Annotated in this window: 15 protein-coding genes and 2 pseudogenes; 5 read left to right on the plus strand and 12 right to left on the minus strand. The window is 53.6% G+C overall.

What is annotated here, in order from left to right:
- The first annotated feature begins 369 nt into the window (after positions 1 to 369).
- Entirely contained in the window at positions 370 to 2,844 is a 2,475-nt protein-coding gene (locus tag CHB92_RS21500; RefSeq protein WP_245842789.1) for a penicillin-binding protein 1A, read from the plus strand.
- A 195-nt stretch (positions 2,845 to 3,039) separates the two neighbouring features.
- Here the strand turns inward: CHB92_RS21500 and CHB92_RS21505 are convergent, their stop codons facing one another.
- From CHB92_RS21505 to CHB92_RS21515, 3 genes are all read right to left on the minus strand, one after another.
- Complete coding sequence (locus tag CHB92_RS21505) at positions 3,040 to 4,191, minus strand: Gfo/Idh/MocA family oxidoreductase (RefSeq protein WP_089321307.1); 1,152 nt, start codon at positions 4,189 to 4,191, stop codon at positions 3,040 to 3,042.
- Between the two features lie 132 nt (positions 4,192 to 4,323).
- Positions 4,324 to 5,211, minus strand: coding sequence for a sugar phosphate isomerase/epimerase family protein (locus CHB92_RS21510; protein WP_245842790.1), 888 nt, complete (start codon positions 5,209 to 5,211; stop codon positions 4,324 to 4,326).
- Positions 5,212 to 5,400: 189 nt separating this feature from the next.
- Entirely contained in the window at positions 5,401 to 8,928 is a 3,528-nt protein-coding gene (locus CHB92_RS21515) for a PVC-type heme-binding CxxCH protein (protein WP_089321352.1), read from the minus strand.
- A gap of 135 nt (positions 8,929 to 9,063) precedes the next feature.
- Between CHB92_RS21515 and CHB92_RS21520 the strand changes: the two genes are divergently transcribed.
- Positions 9,064 to 9,942: an AraC family transcriptional regulator gene (locus tag CHB92_RS21520; protein ID WP_089321308.1), complete on the plus strand. Its 879-nt coding sequence runs from the start codon at positions 9,064 to 9,066 to the stop codon at positions 9,940 to 9,942.
- A 78-nt stretch (positions 9,943 to 10,020) separates the two neighbouring features.
- Here the strand turns inward: CHB92_RS21520 and CHB92_RS21525 are convergent, their stop codons facing one another.
- The 7 genes and pseudogenes from CHB92_RS21525 to CHB92_RS21555 all read right to left on the minus strand — a co-directional run bounded on the left by CHB92_RS21525 (position 10,021) and on the right by CHB92_RS21555 (position 17,090).
- A complete protein-coding gene (locus tag CHB92_RS21525; RefSeq protein ID WP_089321309.1) occupies positions 10,021 to 11,562 on the minus strand; it encodes a glucuronyl esterase domain-containing protein in 1,542 nt (513 codons plus the stop codon).
- Positions 11,563 to 11,589: 27 nt separating this feature from the next.
- A complete protein-coding gene (locus CHB92_RS21530; protein WP_089321310.1) occupies positions 11,590 to 13,557 on the minus strand; it encodes a sialate O-acetylesterase in 1,968 nt (655 codons plus the stop codon).
- 389 nt (positions 13,558 to 13,946) lie between these two features.
- Positions 13,947 to 14,513 carry an NADPH-dependent FMN reductase gene (locus CHB92_RS21535; protein ID WP_089321311.1) on the minus strand — a complete coding sequence of 189 codons (567 nt, stop codon included), beginning with the start codon at positions 14,511 to 14,513 and terminating at the stop codon, positions 13,947 to 13,949.
- A gap of 55 nt (positions 14,514 to 14,568) precedes the next feature.
- Positions 14,569 to 15,519, minus strand: coding sequence for a helix-turn-helix domain-containing protein (locus CHB92_RS21540; protein ID WP_089321312.1), 951 nt, complete (start codon positions 15,517 to 15,519; stop codon positions 14,569 to 14,571).
- Between the two features lie 205 nt (positions 15,520 to 15,724).
- Positions 15,725 to 16,068 (minus strand): annotated as a pseudogene (locus CHB92_RS26410) (YceI family protein).
- 98 nt (positions 16,069 to 16,166) lie between these two features.
- On the minus strand, positions 16,167 to 16,457 hold the full coding sequence (locus CHB92_RS21550) for an acyl carrier protein (protein WP_089321313.1): 291 nt from the start codon (positions 16,455 to 16,457) through the stop codon (positions 16,167 to 16,169).
- A gap of 111 nt (positions 16,458 to 16,568) precedes the next feature.
- The gene (locus tag CHB92_RS21555) at positions 16,569 to 17,090 is read right to left on the minus strand and encodes an NADPH-dependent FMN reductase (RefSeq protein ID WP_089321314.1); all 522 of its coding nucleotides are present in this window, start codon (positions 17,088 to 17,090) and stop codon (positions 16,569 to 16,571) included.
- A 395-nt stretch (positions 17,091 to 17,485) separates the two neighbouring features.
- On the opposite strand from CHB92_RS21555, the pseudogene CHB92_RS21560 reads away from it, so the two are divergent.
- The 3 genes and pseudogenes from CHB92_RS21560 (at position 17,486) to CHB92_RS21570 (ending at position 20,780) form a co-directional block, all read left to right on the plus strand.
- Positions 17,486 to 18,132 (plus strand): annotated as a pseudogene (locus CHB92_RS21560) (superoxide dismutase).
- Between the two features lie 148 nt (positions 18,133 to 18,280).
- Entirely contained in the window at positions 18,281 to 19,144 is an 864-nt protein-coding gene (locus tag CHB92_RS21565) for an SDR family oxidoreductase (protein WP_089321315.1), read from the plus strand.
- 349 nt (positions 19,145 to 19,493) lie between these two features.
- Complete coding sequence (locus tag CHB92_RS21570; RefSeq protein WP_089321316.1) at positions 19,494 to 20,780, plus strand: multicopper oxidase family protein; 1,287 nt, start codon at positions 19,494 to 19,496, stop codon at positions 20,778 to 20,780.
- A 73-nt stretch (positions 20,781 to 20,853) separates the two neighbouring features.
- Here CHB92_RS21570 and CHB92_RS21575 read toward each other — a convergent pair whose 3' ends face one another.
- Both CHB92_RS21575 and CHB92_RS21580 read right to left on the minus strand, forming a co-directional pair.
- A complete protein-coding gene (locus tag CHB92_RS21575; RefSeq protein WP_089321317.1) occupies positions 20,854 to 21,753 on the minus strand; it encodes a cation diffusion facilitator family transporter in 900 nt (299 codons plus the stop codon).
- A gap of 60 nt (positions 21,754 to 21,813) precedes the next feature.
- On the minus strand, positions 21,814 to 22,221 hold the full coding sequence (locus CHB92_RS21580) for a DoxX family protein (protein ID WP_089321318.1): 408 nt from the start codon (positions 22,219 to 22,221) through the stop codon (positions 21,814 to 21,816).
- Positions 22,222 to 22,232: the final 11 nt, after the last annotated feature.

The following is a 22,232-nucleotide window of genomic DNA, read 5'->3' on the forward strand; positions in this document are numbered from 1 at the left end:
TATAAACTATAGCAAAAAGTAGATATATAGCCTATAAGGAGGAATAGCAGAAGCCCGCAGGTGTATATAGCTGAAAGACAAAAAGAACAGGACCATACTCAATTGGTCCTCTCCCAGCAAACCAAAGAGCTTCACCCCTTACCATGCGACCTGCCTTTAGCAGAATTCAAGAGCAGCGCTGAGCGGCCAGCGCCCTTTCGTCAGGAGGCTCCCACGATAGCTACAAAAAACAGAAACTTGCTAAGCGGTGGGTGCAGGCTTCTTCCCCTCTTCGATTTTTACTGCTTGCCTAGTGGAATGAAGTTTGCTATCCGTAACCAGCCCCTTTGCTTCGGAGTATAGCGAGCGAAGGAACACAAGCTGTATACCTTGAAAATATTCCACTTTTTCCTGCGCATCCTGCGCTTTATCCTAAAAGTCCTGATGCTGTACGTGCTGCGGCCTGTTGTCCTGTTCTTATGGAAAGGAGGCCACAGGATTTACGAACGCCACCAGGACAAACTGACAGCCCACTACTGGAGAAGGCAAAAAGACCGGCTCCGGGAGTTCGACTGGCGCAGGGCACGCCTGCAGGACTTTATGTTCCTCTGGCCCGGTGCTCGCCGGGTGCTACTGTTCCTGGCCCTGTGCTTCTTTGTCATTTACCTGGCTGTTTATATGGGCTTGTTGGGGGGTGTCCCTTCCCGTCATGCCTTAAAAGCGATACAGAACAATACGGCCTCGGAGGTGTACGCGGCGGGGGGTGAGTTGCTGGGCCGCTATTATATACAAGACCGCACCAACGTCCGGTACGAGGACATCTCCCCGGTAGCCGTCGACGCTTTGATCGCCACCGAGGATGCCCGTTTCTACCAGCACAGCGGCGTGGACGTGCGCAGCTCCTCCCGGGTGCTGATCAAATCGCTGCTGTTGCAGGAGGAAAGCGGCGGCGGGAGTACCCTAAGCCAGCAACTGGCCAAGAACCTGTATCCCCGCCGGGACTACGGGCTCTTCAGCACGCCCATGAACAAACTGCGCGAGATTGTTACTGCCCATAAGCTGGAGGGCATCTACTCGAAAAAAGAGCTCCTGGAACTGTACCTGAACACGGTGCCCATGGGTGGGAACATTTACGGCATCGAGCGCTCTGCCCGGCGGTTCTTCAACACTTCGGCAGATTCCCTGAAAGCAGAAGAGGCCGCCGTGCTCATCGGTATGCTGAAGGCTACCACCACGTATAACCCCAGGCTGCACCCGGAGGCGGCGCTGCGGCGGCGCAACGTGGTGCTGAGCCAGATGGCCAAGTATAATTACCTCTCCCCTGCCGAGGCTGACTCCCTGAAGGGGTTACCGCTTGCCCTGGACTACAACTACACGACGCATCACGATGGGTTGGCCCCCTACTTTCGGGAACAGTTGCGCCAGGAGCTGGCAGCCTGGTGCAGCAAGCAGGAGAAAGAGAACGGAGAGCCATACAACCTCTATACCGATGGCTTAAAGATCTATACCACGATCGACGCCGGGATGCAGGTGCATGCCGAGCGTGCGGTGTGCCGCAAAATGGCCCAACTGCAGGAAAGGTTCGACAAACACTGGAAGGGCCGGGCTCCCTGGGGAAAAGACGAGGCCGTGGTACAGCATGCCATGCAGCGCTCTGACCGGTACAGAAAAATGCAGCAGGCCGGCCTGCCGGAAGAGGCCATCCTAGAGGCGTTTAAGAAGCCTGTCTCGATGAGTGTCTTTAGCTGGGGCGGCAGCACCAAAAAAGAGATGAGCCCCCTCGACTCGCTGCGCCACTACGCTCGCCTGCTCAATACCGGGCTGCTCGCCATGGAGCCGCAGACTGGCTACGTCCGGGCCTGGGTGGGTGGCATCAACCACGAGGCCTTTAAATACGACCACGTGCTGTCGCGCAGGCAGGTAGGCTCCACCTTTAAGCCCTTCGTGTACGCCGCCGCCCTCGAGAAAGGCATCCCCCCCTGCACGTATTTCCCGAATGAACGCAGAACCTATACAGACTACCAGGATTGGTCGCCGCAAAACGCCACCGGGCAGTATGGCGGGGAGTATAGCATGCGGGGAGCCCTGGCGCACTCCGTCAACACCATCTCTGCCCAGCTGATCATGGAAACGGGGGTAGACCGAACGGTGGACATGGCACACCGGCTCGGCATTCAGAGCGAGCTGCCCGAGGTGCCCTCGCTTGCGCTAGGCACCGCCAACCTCTCACTGCTGGAAATGGTGAGCGCCTACGCCTCCTTCGCCAATGGGGGCTACCGGGTGCCCCCGGTTTATGTGGTTAAAATCACAGACCGGAAGGGCAAGGTTCTGCGTCAGCACGGGATACACCAGCAGCGGGAGAAAGTACTCTCCAGGACGAATGCGGCCATCATGCTGCAACTCCTGCAGGGTGTGGTGGAAGAAGGCAGCGCTGCCCGACTTCGCGCTGAGTACGGGCTGAAGATGGACATCGCCGGCAAAACAGGCACCACCCAGGAGCACGCCGACGGCTGGTTTATCGGGATCACGCCTAAGCTGGTAACAGGTGTATGGGTAGGTGCGGAGAGCCCGAAGGTGGGCTTCCGGTCGCTGGAGTTGGGCCAGGGTTCCCGCACGGCCCTGCCCGTGTGGGGCGACTTTATGCGGCGCATCGCCATCGACCCTGCTTTTCCGGGTTACTTTTACAGCCGGTTTGACCCCTTGCCTCCCGGTGTGGAAGCCCGCCTGGCCTGTGACTCCTATCGCCCCCCCGCTCCGGCCCCTGAGGAAAAAGAGGGCTCTTTCCTGGACCGGCTTTTTGACCGGGTCTTTGGAAAGGAAAAAAAGACAGAGAAAAAGAAGAACAGAGGCCGCTGGAGATGGTAAAGGGACATTCGAAAGCAAAGAGGCCAACCATGGCTGAGTAGCCCTACGACAACCTCTGTCTTTGTCTCTTACCGCCAACCAAGGTTAGAATGAGAAGCTAGGAGGTACTCCGAAGGGAAATAAAAAGCGTTGGAGTCTTTCCAACGCTTTTCTTTATAATCATTCCGTTTTCTGTACCGGAGGATAGTCCACGCCTTATAGCACCGCGCTTTCCATCTGTGGGGTAAGGGTAAACTCTGGCAGGCGAATGATCTCCCCTCCTCTTTTGGCCGACTCATGGGCCAGTATGCCCACGCAGGTAATGTTGGCTGACTGCCGGGCATTCGGGTAAGGGTCTTCTCCTGTAACCAGGGCACTCACAAAAGCATGCACCAGGTGCGGGTGCGATCCGCCGTGCCCCGCTCCCTGCGTAAAGGAAAGGTGCTGGTGCTCGTCAGAGTCGTAAACTCCCCCACGCGTAAAGCCCTGGATAGGCTCGGGTAGCAGGTGGGCATAATCCGGGCTTTCTACCTCCTCCGGTATCTCCGGCTCAGGCCGCTTGGCAGTGTGTAGAACCAGTGGCCGCCCTTCGATCAAAGGCCACTCCACAGACTTTTTAGAGCCGTACACCTCAAAGCTCTCCCGGTATTGGCGGGCCACGTCGAACAGCGAACGGTAAACCTGCGCGCTCAGGTCAGAATTGCGGAATTTGATGTGAGTAGTTTCCACAGCATAAGGAGAGTTATAGTGCCCCTGCAGTTCTTCGCGAATGGTGCCCGAGCCAAAGCAGGAAACGTACTCGGCCTCATCACGGGTCAAACCCAGTACGGGCCCAACGCAGTGGGTGGCATAATGCATAGGGGGCAGCCCCGGCCAGTAGTTGGGCCAGCCGTCCATGTCCTGCTGGTGACTGGCTTTTAAGAACTGTACCTTACCCAGTTCCCCCTTTTCATACAGCTCCTTCATAAAGAGGAATTCCCGCGCATACACCACTGTTTCCATCATCATGTAGGTAAGGCCTGTCTGCTGGGTAAGTTCCACAATTTGCTGGCACTCTTCCACAGTCGTGGCCATGGGCACTGTGCAGGCCACGTGCTTGCCGGCCTTCAAGGCTTTGATCGACTGAATCCCATGGTCCGGGATAGGCGTGTTGATGTGCACCGCGTCCACTTCCGGGTCTTCCAGCAGTTCGTCATAAGAAGTATAGCGCTTTTCTATGCCAAAGGCATCGCCAATTTCATCCAGCTTTGAGCGGGTGCGCTGGCAAATGGCATACAGGTTGGCATGGGGGTGGCGCTGGTAAATTGGAATAAACTCGGCACCAAAGCCTAAGCCGACAATGGCTATGTTTATTTTCTTCTGGCTCATGGGTTTTGTCTTTTAAAATTGCTTATAACAAGAATTAAATCGTCTGAGGGATAGGAATCAGCTTGGCGAGCTTCATGCCTCCCAGGTTAGGGCTTTGCTGATTTCTTGGCCCCGGGCTGGGGAATAAAAGCGCTACACCTCTTCTACTTTCAGGGGAGCACTAGGCACACCGGCCCATTTTTTCAGGAAAGCCAGGCCTTCCCGGGCAAAACCATCCTGGCTGGGTACGAGCGGGCGCCAGATGCATACAGCCCCCGCCAACTCCTTCACCTCTGGAGTAAAGCTTTCGATGGAGATGGTGCCCTCGTAATGGATGGCCTCCAGGCCACGCTTGTAAGCATCCCAGCGGGTTTGCCCCGTGCCCGGCGTGCCCCGGTAGTTTTCGGAGACCTGCACGTGTAACAGCTTGTCGCCTGCCCGCACGATGGCTTTTTCAATGTCAGGCTCTTCGATGTTCATGTGAAAACCGTCGAGCAACACCTTGGCAGCCGGATGATTGATATCCTGGATCAACCGCATCACGTCGGCTGCGGTATTCACCAGGTCAGACTCGAAGCGGTTGAGTGGCTCCAGGGCTATCTCCAGCCCCCTATCCGCAGCCAGCTGACTTACTTTACGGAGGTTCACCACAGCCCGCTCCCACTCCCGCTGCTTCTGCTCGGGCGACACCAGGCGTGCTTTGCCGACGGCCGAGTACATGGGGCCTCCGAAAAACGTTGCCCCCAGCCCCTCGCATATAGCCAGGCAGGCACTGATGTAGTCGAAGCTGTTTTTATGATAGGCCGGGTCGTCATGCGTAAGGTCGCGGCTGGTTCCAAAGGCACCGCATACAAGCGCCTCCAAGCCGTTTTCGATCAGGGCTTCCTTTACTTTTCCTACATCTATCAGCGCAGGGTCCTCCACCGGAATCTCCACGGCATCGTAGCCCATGGCTTTGATCTTAGGGAAAAGACGGATGCTGTCGGTAGAGAAGGGAGAGGTCCACAGCCAGGTGCTTACTCCAAAGCGTACGTTCATCATGTTGTGTATTTGTCTTGAGACTCACCTGCAAGGCTTCTTTTCCGGCGACTTCCGCTACAGGATAAAAGCAGCCTGCCTCGCTGGACTAGTCGCGGCAGATGGTCGGTTATCATCTGATTTTCTTTTAGGCACAGGAGGTGTGGCGGGTGCTGCTTTGTACTGGTGCACCTGCCACACTCCCTGCTCTCTTTACAAAGGCTTCTTCGCCGGCACCACTTTCATGGTACCGTTCATGATGCGCCAATGGCCAGGGAAGGTGCAAACGTAAGGGTAGTCGCCCGTCTTGTCCGGAGCGGTAAACGTCAGCTTTACGGTTTCCTCTGGATTAACCAGCTTGGTGTTGAAGAGAACCTCCGGCATCTGGGGCACATACTGCAGGTCAGCCCCATTTTTGGCGCTTGCCAGTTTATCGGCAGCGGCACCTACCGTTTCCAGTGCTCCCGGCTTGGTGATCACCAGGTTATGCTGCATAAAGTCCGGGTTCTCAAAAATGATCTCCACCGGTCTGCCGGCTTCCACCGTAAAGTCCTTCAGGTTATACTTCATTTCATTTTTGATCACGCTAATCCGGATCTGCTGGGGTGCCTCAGCCGAAGCAGTCGCTCCTGCCGCTCTCTGCGCTGCCCTGTTCCAGTTAGCTTTGGCAAAGACCTCGGCAACGCCTTCCTCCAGCAGGATGTTTTTGTCTCCTCCGTTCAGCACGTTGGTTACCTCGTATTTCCAGTCACCGGAAAGCGGAAGCTTCTTCCCGCCGGCTTCCAGGAACAGCTCTTCGGCTTTACCGCCAAAGCCCCCTGCCGAACCGGTGTCTTCCAAGCGCACAGCCACCACGTTTTTGCCAGCTTTCAGTACCCCGGCCGGCACCTGGTAGAGGCGCTTTTTGTCCCAGCTGCTCTGCATGCCGCCCACCTTCACGCCGTTGACCCAGGTCTCATCAGTATCGTCTATCGGGCCCAGCGACAGCATGGCTTTGCGGCCTGCGATGCCTGCCGGCACATCCACTACCCGCCTGAACCACACTTCTCCATCCATGTCGAGGCCGGCATTCTCAATATAGGTCGGCAGCTTCATCAGTTTCCAATGGGCATCGTCCATTGCCGGTTGCTCTCTTGCTATGGACTCTGCCTTGGCCTGTTGTTGCCGCTGCTTTCCGTAGTCTGGATGTTCCTGCAGGAAAGCAGCCATAAAGCCTTTCGCATGGCGGTTCGCCGCCACATAAACAGCTTTCGAAAGCCAAACGTCCTGCTTCACTTCATCTGTTTTAGAAAGGGCATACAGCGTTTTGCCCAGGGCATCGGAGGGTTCCTGCTCTGCCAGTTTCAGCAGAGCGGCCAGTTGGGTGTTGGGGTCTGAGTCCTTGATGAGGTTCGACTGCAGAAAGGCCTCGTTCGCCCATGTAGCATTCGGGAGTGTTTGCAAGGCTGCTTTCCGTACAGCAGTGGCCTCATTTTTGAGAGCCGCCTTTACCACCGCCACGGCTTCCTTATCACCCTTTTCCAGGGCACCCAGGCCCTGGATGGTCCAGAGGGCATGCAGGGCAGCCGGGTTAAAGCCCTGTGCATCTGCCTGGCTGTTTTTCACAAGATCATAGAGGGCCGGCAGCACGTCTGTTTTGCCCCGCTCCACCAACAGGCGCTGGGCGGTCAGGCGCCAGAACATGTTGTCGTTCCCCAGTGCCTCAAGCAGTTGCCCGGTGTCTTCTTTGTCCAGTTCGATAGGTTCGTGATCCTTTGCCTGCTTGTGTACCACGCGCCAGATGCGTCCGTGCGACTTGTCGCGCAGTGGGTTTTCGTAAGCGTTGCCCGCCCCGTTCTCTGCCTGGTAGCCGCCGCGCTCCGGTGAAGGAGTAGGGTTATGCTGAATAATAAAGTTGTACCAGTCCAGCACCCACACGGCCCCATCAGGACCGACTTTGGCTTCTACCGGCGACACCCACTCATCGGCGCTGGCCAGCAGGTTCCATCCGTCTTTTTCCACAAAGCCGGCGCCCTCCTTTTCTATTTTTGCCATGTGCACCAGGTGCCCGGTTGGTTCGCACACCAGCGCTACCTTGTTCCAGTATGCTTCCGGGTAGTTCCGGGCCGTATAAAAGTTATGTCCGGATGCAGCGGTAAAGCCGCCGAATACATCTACCTGCCGCACTTTGTCTGTAATGGGATGCATGGCATAATGGCCGTCTATTTTGGCACTGCCATCTGCCGGTATGCCTTCCACGTCCTGGAAGTGTTTGCTGGGGATGCCCACAAACACACTGTGCACGTTATTTGCCGTTGAGGCAAACACGTCGTTTGCCTCGGTAAAGCCCAGGCCCCAGGTATTGTTGCTGGTCTTGCCTACAAACTCGAAAGTGGAGGCATCGGGTGCAAAGCGGTAGACGCCCTGGCTGAACTTACGGGGCTGGCCTGCAATGGTGCCATCAAAGCCTGAATAGCCTACTACCCCCCAGATCTGGTTGTCGATGCCGTACTTAAGGTTAGAAGGGCCGGCATGCGTGTCGAACGTACCCCACCCGTCTATCAAAACCTCTCTGACATCGGCACGGTCATCGCCATCCGTGTCCTTTAAGAAGAGGAAGTGCGGGGCCTGTGCTACAATAAGCCCTCCCCTGGCAAAGGTCATGCTGGTCGGGATGTTCAGCTTATCGGCAAACACCGTGAACTTGTCTGCCTTGCCATCTCCGTCGGTATCCTCGCAGATCTTGATACGGTCATCGCCTACTCCATCTTCGTCGCGCACAGAGTTAGGGTAATCCACTGTTTCGATCACCCAAAGCCTGCCACGCTCGTCCCACTCCATGGCGATGGGGTTGATGATATTTGGCTCCGAAGCAAACAACTCCAGCTTAAAGCCAGCCGGCACCTGTATCAGCTTCTGGGACTCTTCCGGCGATAGGGGCTCCTGGTATAAGGGGGCGGGGTCGCGGTTCTCGTAATTCGGGATGTTGGCTTCGGGCCGGTACACCAGGTTGGGCATAGACTTGCGAAACTCTTCCCACTGGGCCTTGGCTTGGTCGCCCACCGCCCAGAGAATGCCTTCCCTCATCAGCTTGTGGAAGCCAGGATGGTTCCAGGTGCGCTCGTCGTGCCCGTAGGCCGTGTAAAACACCCTGCCCTTGCCCTGCTCGCGCACCCAGGTCCAGGGCTCGCTGTGCTCGCCTTCTACCCTCTCCATTAAAATGGTGCGGTTAGGGTTGTGCTTTTGGTGCACGTAGGTTTCATCCCAGGTAGAGAATTCCTCTACTCCTTTCATGAGGGGATGCTCTTTGTTCGTGATGTGGGCCTGAAAAACACCTGTCTCGTGTTTTTGAAACTGTGCCCCTACCATTTCGATGTACTTTTCTGAATTCTGGAAGCAGAAGCTGGCACAATGCACCGGTACGAGTCCCTTCCCTTCTTCCACAAAGTTTACCAGGGCTTCCTCCTGCGAAGGACTGATCTGCTCGTGGTTGGCATAAATGATCAGCCCGTCATACTGCGCCAGGTTCTCCTCGTTCAGGTCACTTAGGTCATCCGTGTAGGTCAGGTTAATCCCCTCCTTTGCAAGGGAACCTCCCAGCAGGGGCATGTAAGCAGCCGAGTTGTGGTGCTCGCTGTTGTGCCCCAGGAACAGGAGCTCTAATCTCCTGGGTCCGGTATCATCTTGCTCGCGAAGGGCATTACAAGAAAACAGCAGGCCTCCAAGCAGTAGCAGGAGGATTTTAGGCGCTATGTTTTTCATAAGCAGCATAAATGGTTAGTGACTGCTCAATTTCAACATATTACGTTTGAAAAACTCACTCTTTTTTTGCAGATTATGACTGAATTTTAACATTTAGCGGAAAAACAAGCGCCTAACCAGACAAAAAAGTGTAACATGAAGTTAGCACTTCAAAAATCCCCTATCCCTGCCAGCCAAGCATTTGTGGTGAAGTACCTGAAAGAAGCGCACTTCGACGCGAACTGGCATTTTCACCCCGAGTACCAGCTCTTTGTGGTGCTTCGCGGCAGTGGCACCCGCTTTATCGGCGACCAGGTAAAGCCTTTCCGTGAAGGCGACATGGTGTTTATCGGCCCAAACCTGCCCCACCTCTGGCGCAGTGATGCCGAGTACTTTGAAGGCAGGGCGGATTACTGGACCGAAGGCATCGTCGTGTACTTTCAGGAAGATTTTCTGGGCAATGCTTTTCTGCAGAAAGAAGAAATGCACCGGGTCAAGCATCTTTTCCAGATGGCCTGCCGGGGCGTAGACGTAGTGGGCAGCACAGCCGAAAAGGTGAAAAGCCTGTTACGGCAGCTGCTAAAGCTGGATGGCTTTGATAAGGTGCTGCAGTTTCTGCAGATCCTGCACGTGCTCGCCCAGGCTAACTGCTGCCAGCCCATTGCCAGCCTGGGCTATACCAATACGCTAAAGGCTTCTGACACAGAAAGGATGAACAAGGTGCATGCCTATGTGATGAAGAATTTCAAAAGCAGCATCAGCCTGGAAGAGGCCGCCACCATCGCCAACATGGCCCCGGCTTCCTTTAGCCGCTACTTTAAAACCCATGCGAACAAGACCTTCTCCGGCTTCGTCTGCGAGATCCGCATTGGGCATGCCTGTAAGCTGCTCGTAGAAACCAACCTGACGGTCTCACAGGCCTGCTACGAATGTGGCTTTCAAACCCTCTCCAACTTTAACCGGCAGTTCAAGGCCTTCACCGGCCGGACACCCAAGGCCTATAAAAAAGAATTTGCGGAGCCATTGCTTATTTAAGCAAACATTGGCTCCGCAAACGCATTTATATCATAACTTACCTGCCGGCTCACCTCCCGAAAGGCCGTCCGCTGGTGGTTAAGGCGTAACTGCAGCCTTCCCTTTGATAAATTTGTTTGCCCACGGAATAAAGTGTTTCACGTTCGGGGCGTCGGTATGGCCGCCATCGTGCTGGCGCCAGGCTAACTCTCCCTCCAGCAGGCCCACATTAACAGCCGGCATTTTAGCTGTTTTGTACTCATGGCCTACCCCCAGGTCTTTGGCGCCTAACAGTTTAAATACCGGACCAGCGGCAACGGTGGCCATGTAGCTCCCCTGTTGGTCTACCCATTTGGCATCCCCTTGCTCCGGTATGCCATAGCTGATAAAGGTAGGACGGGGGGCGCACAAGGCAATTAACTGATGGGCATCTACCGGAAGGTCGTTGGCGTTTTTAGAACCGAAAGAGGCTTTTTCAGCGCCATACTTCAGGTAGTTTCCGGCCATCCAATGGTATTCGTAACTGCTGGTCAGGTTCTCTACTGCTTCGCCAAAATTACGACGGTGCAGTTTGGCCCCTCCCTGCCCCGAAGACCCAACCAAGGCCAGGGCAAAACGCTGGTCAAAGGCCATGGCAACCAGGGCTGCTTTGCCGTAGCGGGACACGCCTTCTATGCCCACATGCTTTGCATCCACCGCCGGGTCTGTTTCCAGGTAGTCCAGGCCCCGCGAAGCGCCCCAGGCCCATGCCCTTAAGGCACCCCAGTCGTCGGGCTTGCGTGGCTGCCCTTTGTTTACCAGTCCGATGATCCCTTTGGTAAGCCCGGCCCCGTTATCGGCCTGAATGCTGCCCGGCTCGATGAGGGCATAGCCCCAGCCTGCCGCTAACAACTGATGGGTGGTGGGCGGATCGCCGGCAGGCGGCGGTCCAAAAGGAGGCACCTGTGAGGCAATGGGATTATAAGCCGGGTACTTCTCAAACACTTCCTTCAGGGATGGGTCCTGCTGTACCAGCAACTCCTTTAACGCCGCATTGATCTTCTCCAGGCTTTCCTTGGGAGGCTGTGCAGGGGCTGGCAACGCACTGGGCCCAAACATCATCAGGACCGGTACCGGCCCCTTGGCATTGGCCGGCGTCACCACCGTCATCGCAATATTTACCTCCAGTAAAGGGTATGCTGCGTTATCCACCACGCCGACCAACTTCTTGGCGTTTACCGGCATCCAACCCACATACTCCCGTTCTGAGATCAGGGTCTTCCAGGTTACACTGGGTACCTTTTCGGGTACCCGGCCATACACCTCCCGCTCAAAGTCTTCCACAATCTCGGGCCGGCGCTTTTTCCACCAAGCCTCGGGCGTAGTTACCTTTTTGCCGTTCCTGAGCGTCAGCACCTCCGGCAGGTTGGGATAGGGGTTGGCCAGGGCTTCGTCGTAATTGGCGTGGTTGGGCGCCTTTTCATCCCCACTGGGTCCTGGCCGCAGCGCTTGTATGCCTAACTGTTCCATCATGTGCTGATGGTCTTGCTGTGCCGTAAAATGAACCACCGCAGGATGCCCCGAGGCTGAGAACTTCACTGCCTGTTGCGCTGATGCGGAAGACAGGGCCAGGGCGAATAGTAGATAAAAGGCTTTTTTCATACGATGATTGTTTTCACATCTTAGGGTTTACTTGTCAGTCCGGAACGGGGAGGCCGGCAGTCCTTCTTTGTTGTAGAAGTTAACACCAGCCGGGTTATCAGCCCAGGCATAGCGTACATATTTGGGTTCGGGTACTTCCTCACTCCACACCACTACTTTATCTCCCTCGATTCTGGCTTTGGCCCAAACGAACTTCTTGTCGGCTCCGGCAATAGCGAACCATTCCAGCTCTTCCCCATCAAGCGAGGTTAAACCGCTTCCCACATGCGTAAAGCTCAGGATAATCTTGTTGCCATCGATGGTGGAGGATTGGAAAAGCGGACCAGATGAAACGACTTTCTTATCGCCGTAAACTAGTTCCTGTGCTGCCAGCGCCAGGCGCTCTCCTACATCTTTCTTATTATCAGGGTGAATGTCATTCCACTCGCCGAGTTCAATGGTAACGGCCATGGCGGTGTTGGGCACAGATAAGGTCTCCAGGGCGGCCTCCCGCATCAGCGCCCAATTACTTTCAGAAGGCAGGTAATTCACCTCCAAAAAGTTCGGGAGCTGCACATACAGGAACGGAATATTGCCTTGCTGCCACTTATCTCGCCAGTCGTTGATTAAAGCGGGCAAGAGCTTTTTATATTCCGCCGGGTTACCCGCATTACTTTCTCCCTGGTACCACAGGATTCCTTTAAGGGTATAATCAGTGGCTGGTGCCACCATGGCGTTATAAAGGGCTGTGGGCTGATTTTGCGCGTTAAAGTAAAAATCACCGCCATTTCCGCCAGTAGCTGGACGAAAGACTTCCCCTACCTTATATTGCCAGTAGCCTTTCAGGTCCACCGTTTGTCCGTTTGCTTCAATAAAGTAAGGCTTGTCCGGCACAAAGCCACCTTTGCCCCCCTGGTTGGTTACCCGTACAACAAAAGTATTTTTCCCGTGCTTCAGCACGCCGGCAGGCACGCTGTATCTGCGCTGCGGATACTGATAGGTGGTGTTGCCTACCTGCTCTCCGTTTATATACAAGGCGTCAGCATCTACTATTCTACCCAAATGTACTTTAGCCGGCACACCTGTCATGGAGGCAGGGATATCTATTTCGCGCCGGTACCACACCACACCGTTCAGGTCCTTGATGCCCTGGTCCTCCCAATAACCCGGGATGTTGATGTTTCGCCAGCCTTTCGGTTTGTAAGCAGTTTCATACCATCTCACGGACTCCGTCAGCCCTTTGTCCTGCTCCACTTTTTTCTGGTTGGCCCGAGCAGCTGCCTGTGCGCGACGTTTGATACTGTTCACATAACTCGTGTCGCTGTTCCTCTCTATCGTAGCCAAAGCAGCAGGGAATTCTTTCAGCCCTTCTTTGCTTGTCCAGGCTTCGATCGGCGTTCCCCCTACACTGGCGTTGATCAAGCCAATCGGAACCTGGTACTGCTCGTAAAGCTTGCGGGCAAAGAAATAAGCGACGGCTGAAAAATTATTCACATCCTGTGGATTAGCGGTCTTCCACGCACTTTGCGGCAAGTCCTTCGCAGGCCCCTCCAGATTGGTGGTGGTAGGAATCCAGAAGTGCCTTATCTGAGGATAGTTGGCCGTGGCAATGTCATTTGCATAGGTTACATTGTGCAGCGACATCTGATGCACCATGTTTGACTGCCCGGATACAAAGTAGACATCGCCCAGCAATATGTCTTTGATCGTGATCTGGTTACTGGCTTTGATCTCCATGGTATAGGGTCCGCCTGCTTTCATAGGAGCCAAGCTTACTGCCCACTTCCCATCTGCGTCGGCCTTTGTCTTGTAAGACTTGCCCTTAAAATTTACAGTCACCTTTTCGCCGGGTGCCGCCCAGCCCCAGACCTTCGTCTTCGCGTCCCGTTGCAAGACCATACCGTCGCTCACCAGGCTGGGTAGTTTTACCTGGCTGCTTGCTTGATAGGCAAGAAGGCAGCATGCTACAAGAAAAATGAAGCTTAATTTTCTGGGTACAATTCGTTTATGAGGCATTATATAGAACTATAGGGTGTATACATTTATTCGGGTAGTGGACAAAGACCGGTAGCAGGTTGCGTTAGCATTTGTCTGACTTCAAAATGCTACTATTTTTTTAAAAGCGCGAGCAGCAGCAAGAAAAGCCGGAACATCTTGAAATCACTGCTTCTGGAAATAAGCTTTTAAGGTAAAAAGTATTGGACACTATCTTAAAAGTAACAAAAACTAACTAAAGTTTCCTGTTATCCTGCTAAAAGTGATGAAACTACAGCTGAAAAGCCCTGCCATGTTAGCTCCTGGTCAAAACTTTACCCGCTGCCGTACAGATACGGAAGAAGTACTAACCTGCTCCTTTTATCTAAAACAAAAGCCTTTCAGTGGGGACTGAAAGGCTCTGCTTAGTGCTATTGGGCTTCCTGCATCCGTTTCCTGGCCTCCATGCACCACTCCAGTTCTTCCAGGAAAGCCATTGTTCGCTTGTCGGCAGCCTCCTGCTCTGCCGGCTCTCCTTCTAGACTAAAGGCCTCGTGTACTTTGGGCACATGGTACCGGGCCGGCACCGTCCACACTTTCTTTTTCCATAAGGAGAACACAAGGGAAGGCAACAACAGGGCACCTCCGAATGGGCCTGTCGACACGGTGACCAGGGCGGTAGGTTTGCCTTTCCACTCTTCTGACAATAAGTCGATCACGTTCTTTAAACTGGCAGGATACCCGCCGTTATACTCCGGTGTGATTACCACAATCCCATCTGCTCGTTTTATTCTGTCAGCAAATTCAAGCACCTGCTTCGGCGGATCGGGCATAAACCGTAAACGTTCTTCAAAAATGGGGAAGCTATAATCCAGCAGGTCCACCAGATCGCAAGTAGCCAAATGATGCTCCTCAATAAAACGCTTAAAGTACAGGCCTACCCGATGGCTGTTGCGCTCGGTTCGTACGCTCGTGGAGAGCACGGCTATATGTTTCATGCTTTCAGCTTTGTATGGTTCATCATAATATAATATAGGTTGCCGTACCAGCCTGCTACAAGGCAATAGCTTTGCCATACTGGCTGGGGTTTAATCCTGTCTTCAGTTTAAAGAAGCGGCTAAAGTGGGAGGCGGTGTCGAACCTCAGGTGTAGGGCTATTTCCTTTATGCTGAGGGAGGAGTAGGAAAGTAGGTACTGCGCCTCCCGCAGCAATCTGCGGTGGATGATCTCCAGCGCACTCTCCCCTGTTTCCCTTTTCACTGATTCGCTCAGGTGCTTCGCGGAGATGTTCAGCAAGTCGGCGTACTCGCTTACCGTTCGCTTCGTCAGAAAGTTTTCCTCTACCAGCATTCTGAAGTCGTGTGTTAACTGGTACTGCCGGTTCATGTGCTTCGAGAAGCCCAGCAGGCAGACCTCGCAGGCTCTGTTCATTTCATAGAGCAGCTGCAGCGTTTGCAGGCGGATGATGTTCAGGTGAAAGGGAGCTCCCCTGTCAAACTCTTCGCTGATTCTCTCCAAGCCTCCCTTGATGGAGTTAAAGCTGTTCGCATCCAGGCTATAAACCGGTGGGTAATCCGGATTCAGTTCTAACAGGTTGTCCACTACAGAACCACTGATAAAGCTCTCATCCAGAAACTCCCGCTTGAAGAGCAGCATGTAGAGCAGCAGGTCGGGCGAGGAGTTCTCAAAGGAGTTCATAACGCCAGGTGACACCAGGTGCACCGTTTGAGGCTGTACTGCAAAAGTGAATTGGCCTACTGTTTTTGTGCTGCTTCCTCTCAGGCACAGGATCAGGGCATAATGGTCTGTTTTGATTGGCGGCCCGCTGGCTGTTCCCCCCTCATTGCTCAGCACGGCAAAATCCCCCCCATAGTCCAGGCTTTCGTACTTATTCATCCCGAAAGTCTGCTGCGCCTTCTTCTTCTGCGACAAATAATAGCCGATGGTAGACTTAATGTCTAACATCGGCGCCACTTCAGAGGGGAGAGTAGAGATGTCCGCCATGTTCCTGATTCCTTATTTTTGTGCTTTCCAGCTCCTAAGTTAGGGCTTACGCTCTAAACAGCAGCAGGGGGTGTCATTGTAGGCTAACAACTGTCGCTTTTTGCTGCACCAGCTGCATGTTGGCCTCCAGTTTTATTTCCTCACTCAAGACCATCCCGCCGGCCTTCGATAAGGGGTTAAAGGTTAGGCCAAACTTCCAGGCCGCTCACTTCAAAACCAGCCTTTGTGTTTCCCTCCGCATCCTGTGCAAGCCCCCAAACTCCGCATGCAGCTCCACAGGCTTGGTAATCCCCTTGGTCGTCAGGCGCCCGGAGAGACGATACAGGTTGCCCTTTACTTTATGAAAGGAGGTAGACTGAAAGCTGTGGGGGATTTACCCGCGTCAAAAAAGTCAGCGGACCGCAGGTGATTGTCACGCAGCTCTACCTGCGTGTTCAGGCTGTTCACGTCTACTGTAAAATGGATCTCTGCATTTTCAAAGCCATCGTTGTGGTAGGTTGCACCCCCACTGAAATTTCTGAAAGAGCCGGTGACCGTGGAGATAACCAGTGTTTTACTTTAAACTGTACATCAGCGTGCCCGGGGTCTATTACCCATTTGGTTGTGGTCATGTTTCTTTTTGATAGAGGCGAAGAAGAGTGCACTGCCTAAAAGCACAAAGCTTTTCCTGCGGCACTGCTTTGATAGGAAAATGGTTCAGGAGCGGAATTGCCACATATCAGGCTGACAACATCCTCCAGGGAATGGACCAGGTACTTGTCCGGGACGTGGATGAAGTACTGCTGTTCTATCTCAAACAGCAGGTCAATCACATCTACCAGGCCAAGCTCTAACTGACTGAAAGAGCTGCTGTACAGTACCTGGGAAAGGTCCTTCTGCCTGCGTTTACTTATAAGCCGGGCTAGCTCAAAGCGAACAAGGCTGCTTACATCATACATAGGAAAAGATTTTAGGGTGTGGTGTTACATGGAAGGCATTTATTAGGGCTTACTTCGCGGCTGCGCCTGAAAGTACTATTAGCTGACGATGGCTGATACAGTTAGGGCCTGTTAGAAGGCCATGAACTTTTCAATCTGTTCGTCTGTGAACCGCACCGTACCTTCCTTATGCAGGTTGCTGTTGTCGTCCAGTTCTGCCTCAACGCTTGGTAAATAGATCTTAAGCGGCATTATGTGCAGGTGCATATGGTTGGCAACGCCTGTAAAATGGTCTATTCCTCTCAGGTTCCCTTGTCGGCCCGAGGAAACCCCTACCAGGGCAGCCTTCTTCTCGTAAAAGCTCGCCGGGAATTCGCAGGCATCTATAAACGTTTTAAGAACACCCGGAAAACTGCCGTTATACTCAGGAATAACAAACAGGAACTTCTCTGAACCAGAGACCAGGTTCTGTACTTTGGCAAAGGCTTCACTTCTGCTACCATAGAGGTCACTCTCTATAAGAGAAGCCGGAAGTTCCGCCAGCGACAGCAGGTTCGTCTCCTGCCCTTTCTCCTGTAGTCTTCTTTTATAGTATTTCGCTACCCTAAGGGCGTTGCTGTCTGGGCGATTGGTGCCTGCAATAATCGTAATCATGCGTTATGTTAAATCTTGGTTTTACGCTGACAAATACACAGGGAACAGATAAGCGCTATCTCCTGGTACTCGTTTTCGGGTGCAAAATTAGTGTGGCCCTGCAGGGGCATCAATTCCCATTCTTCCGAAAGAAGAACCAATTTTACGGGTGCTGCGGGAGATAGGCATGGGAACAAAGCTTCTCGGATGTTTCCGCCGGCGCAGATCACACTTGCTCCTAACAACAGAACAAGAAGTGCTTTAGGTTATTTCTACAAGCAACTACATGCTTTAAAGCCTAAACAAATGACTCACAACCGCCACAATGCGTACAATTGGTTCTTTTTTAAGGGGTATTGGTATTGAAGCCGGCGGTACTAAATCGGACCTTTGCACAGAACCAAAAAATAACTGATATGAACAGCAAGACGAAATTCCCTTATGCATTACCAGACTTACCCTATGCCTCTAATGCGCTGGAGCCTGCTATTGATGCTCCGACCATGGAAATACACCATGGCAAGCACCACAACGCTTATGTGACCAACCTGAACAAGGCAACAGAAGAAAACAACTTAGGCGCTTTCCCGCTGGTGATCTGTTCAAGAACGCATCGCAGCTTCCTGTCGCCGTGCGTAACAACGGAGGTGGCCATTATAACCACAGCCTTTTCTGGCAACTGCTCACCAACGACAAAAGCAAAAACACCCTGAGCGGTGAGTTACAAAAGGCCATTAACAACACGTTTGGCAGTGTAGATGCTTTTAAAGCAGAATTCGAGAAAGCTGCAGCCACCAGATTCGGATCGGGTTGGGCCTGGTTGATTCTGGACAATAACGGAGAGCTAGCCGTTACCTCCACCGCAAATCAGGATAACCCCCTGATGGACGTAGCTGAAAAGCAAGGCCAGCCGCTGCTGGGCCTGGACGTGTGGGAGCATGCTTATTACCTCAACTACCAGAACCGTCGCCCCGACTACATTTCTTCTTTCTGGAGCGTGGTAAACTGGTCTGAAGTCGAAAGGCTGTACGTGGAAGCACAGCAAGCTTTAGCCTCCAAATAAGTCTTCCACAGCCAGTTGCCTCGCCCAGCTCTACCCTTATTTGTGCAGAGCGGATAGCCCCCACTGGGCAGTAATTTCCGTCCCTGCCCAACTAGAGCGAGCGGATCTTGCGTAAAGAATAAGAATGACACGAAAACAAGTGATGCCTATGAAAATTGGAGTTACTGGAGCAACGGGGCAACTTGGCCGCCTCGTGGTAAGCAAACTTAAAGAAAAAGAATCTGCTGATAACATCGTTGCCCTTGCCCGTTCGCCACAGAAGGCTGCTGACCTGGGCGTAGAGGCCCGCGAAGCTGATTACGACAAGCCTGAAACGCTTGAACGTGCGCTGGAAGGCGTAGACCGCCTGTTACTGATTTCTGCAAGTGAGGTAGAGAAGCGCACCGGGCAGCATAAAAATGTAATAGAGGCGGCCAAAAAGGCCGGTGTAAAGCAGATTACCTATACCAGCATCCTGCATGCGGATACCTCACCGATAGACCTGGCAGAATCGCACCGTGCCACGGAAGCAGCCATAAAAGATGCCGGCATTCCGTACACGCTCCTGCGCAACAGCTGGTACACCGAAAACTACACCAACTCCATCCCGGGGGCGCTGGCTGGCGGTGCTTTTATCGGCAGTGCAGGCGACGGTAAACTGTCGACCGCTACCCGTGCCGATTATGCGGAGGCCGCTGCTGCTGTTTTAACCGGAGAGGGTCATGAGGGCAAGACGTATGAACTCGCAGGCGACGAAGCTTATACCCTTCGTGAGCTGGCTGCGGAAATCTCCCGGCAGACGGGCAGGGATATTCCCTACAAGAACCTGCCAGCCGACGAGTATGCCGCTGCGCTTACCAGCTTTGGCTTACCCGAAGGCCTGGCACAGGCGATTGCCGGATGGGACGTTGCCGCATCAAAAGGTGCTTTGTACGATGATAGCCAACAGCTCTCCAAGCTTATAGACAGGCCTACTACCCCACTGTCGGCCGCTGTAGCTGATGCCCTCCAGGGCGCTTCTAAAACGGAATAAACCGCCCTGCGTTCCCGCACCTCTTTTTCTTCCGGGAAGGGCTATAGGAAACAGGGACAAAAGGAATAAAAGAATACATTAACCCCCAGCCTGCAAACAAAGTCTTTGCAGGCTGGGGGCTTTTCAGGCTTCCCGTAAAGTCGCGGCCATCCGTTTTGGCAGGATCTGGCACATTCCCCTTTTAACACCACAGCAGCGATGAAAGAGATGGAAAGCCCCGAAAGACGCACCGCAACTCCTCGCGATAAACGATCATCGCTTTTGTAAAATCTATAACTGTTTTCAGAAATACTGTAACACCTACCCCTGTGCTCTTTCATAGTTTTGCTTACCGTAAACAAGCAAAACTATGAACGCACTTACAAACCCCGGTAGTAAAACGTTACAGTTTGACCTGACTGCCAGGAAAAGCATTTTAACGATCGCCGGCCAAAAGGCTGAAGTCCTGACCTACAACAACAGCTTCCCGGGCCCTTTGCTCGAAGCACAGGAAGGTGACCAGGTAATGGTTCGCTTCCATAACCAGTTGCAAGTGCCTTCTAACCTGCACCTGCATGGTATTTTTATGTCGCCGGAAGATGACAAGCCGCACGAGGTCGTAGCGCCAGGCACTACGCTTACCTACGCGTTTGAAGCACAGGCCGGGAGCGCCGGCATGTACTGGTATCACCCGCATGCCCATGGCAGCGTCACCCGTCAGCTGTTCGAAGGCTTGTCCGGCCCCATGATCATCAGAGGCCCCCTTGATCGCATCGAACCTCTGGCATCCGCTACAGAAAAAGTACTGGTGCTGCATGACATTCAAATCGAAAACGGGAAGGTAGCCCCGCACGAAGGGATGGATTGGGGCAGAGGCAAGGAAGGAAACCTGGTGCTGGTAAACGGAGAAAGCAGGCCTACTCTGCCAATACCAACAGGACTGCTGCGGCTCAGAATTGTCAATGCCTCTGCGGCGCGTTACTATAAGCTGGGAGTGCCGGGCAAAAAACTACAGGTTATCGGGCTGGACGGCAGCTTTCTGGAGCAGCCTGTTTCGGTGGACACCCTGCTGCTAAGCCCTGGCGAAAGGGCAGATATTTTACTTGAAGCCACAGAAGCTTCCACGCTAAGTCTCCTGAACCTGCCTTACAAAAGAACGCCGATGGGCCCCAGCCAGGATACCCCGGTGGAGGGTGCCCTGCTGGCCACCTTTGAGGTGCAGGGCGATACCAATACCGTGCATCTCCCGGAGAAACTGCTCGAAATACCCGAACTGAACTTAGCCACGGCAACAGACCATAAGACCTTAACCTTTGGCGCGACCATGCAGCCTTTGCAGTTTACGATCAATAACAAGGTCTTCGATCACCACCGCACGGACCTCAGCGCCCGTGCCGACACCCTGGAAGTGTGGGACATTGTGAACCCCATGGGCATGGACCACCCTTTTCACCTGCACACGTTCCCCTTTCAGCTTATATCCCTAAACGGAGAGCCGGCCCCCTTCCGCGCCTGGAAAGATGTGGTAAACGTGCCTGCCAATAGTACTGTCCGTATAGCAATACCCTTCCGGAAGTACACAGGCAAGGTGATGTACCATTGCCACATACTGGAGCACGAAGATGTAGGCATGATGGGAAACCTGGAGGTACTTTGAACAGGTGCTGATAAAAAAGGAAAGCCTGGCAGTTCAACATCCTGCCAGGCTTTCCTTTTATGATTTTAGTCCCTCACACCCTGTGTGCACACCTTTCTGCTTCCAACTCCAGTTCCAGGGTTACATCGGTAATGGCAAAAGGCTTCAGGGCATTTCTAATCCCACTTTTGAGGGCTGCTACGGCGGCAGGCTTTTGAGCTTCTGAAACGACCACGTGGGCAGACAATACGTGGTGTTCCCCATCCAGCGACCACACCCTGAGCTGGTGTACATCCCGCACAGTGTCCAGTGCTAACAGCTTACCTTTTACCTCTTCTAAACGGTTGCTTAAGGGGTTTGCCTGCAGAAAGACCTTTAAAGCAGCCCAGGCACTTTTCACAGCGTGCAGCAGCATGTAAACCGAAATGGCCAGAGATAAAAGCGGGTCGAGCCACGGCAACTCAAAAAAGAGCAGCACAATACTAGCCACCAGCACTGCCAGCCATCCCAACAGGTCTTCGAGCATGTGCAGCGACACAGCGCGTTGGTTTAAATTGCCTCCGCCTTTTAGCCTGAAAAAAGCCTCCCCGTTTACAAGTATCCCCAACACGGCAAACAGCAGCATGCCCAGGGGCTCTGGCATGGTCGGCTGCAGCAACCTCTGGGCCGCCTCTGTTATTACAAAGCCGGCGCCGGCTAGCAGTATGAGCGAGGTGAGCAGAGCCCCGGCAACTGAATAGCGTTTGTAGCCATAGGTGTAGTTCTCGTTGCCCTCCTGTCCCGACTTCCGCTGCAGGAAGTAGGTTAGGCCCAGGGCAAAGGCGTCACCAAAATCGTGCAGGGCATCACTCATGATGGCCATGCTGTTGACGAAGAAGCCTCCGATCAGCTCTAACAGGGCAAAGCCCAGGTTAAGAAAAAAGGCGAAACGTATGTTGCCTGTAGCAGGATTGTAATGGTGGGGTCCGTGGTGGTGGTGGTGGTGATGTCCCATTTCTTAAAAGTTTAAAAGCCGTGCTCCTTCGTATCCAGGAAACACGGCTTGGTGGAGAACTTATCTTGCGTTTAAGGAAAGTTTCGCTGAAAGATGCACCACAGCGGCCAGCGCCACCAGTCCGCCCATAATGGACAGGTTCTGGATGAAGTCCATGACGGCGGTTTGTTGCATCGGTCCTTCCATGTTCCAGAAGGTGTGCATCATCAGGGTCATGGGCAGTAACAGCAGGATCAGCGCGATTGCCGTTTGCTTCACTTTAACTCCGGCGAACAGGAGTACTGCCCCTGCCAGTTCGGTTACCGTGGCGATTCCCAACAGGAACGGCACAAAGGGCAAGCCTTTCGAGGCCATCCACATGGCCGGCCCGTCCCAGAACAGGACCTTGTGCAGGCCTGCCACTAAAAACGTACTTCCAATGAGTATCCTGGCTACCAGGATAAAGCTTCGAACAGATGATTTTTCCATTTTTTGTTGCG

It is taken from the genome of Pontibacter ummariensis (genome assembly GCF_900188175.1).
Taxonomy (GTDB): domain Bacteria; phylum Bacteroidota; class Bacteroidia; order Cytophagales; family Hymenobacteraceae; genus Pontibacter; species Pontibacter ummariensis.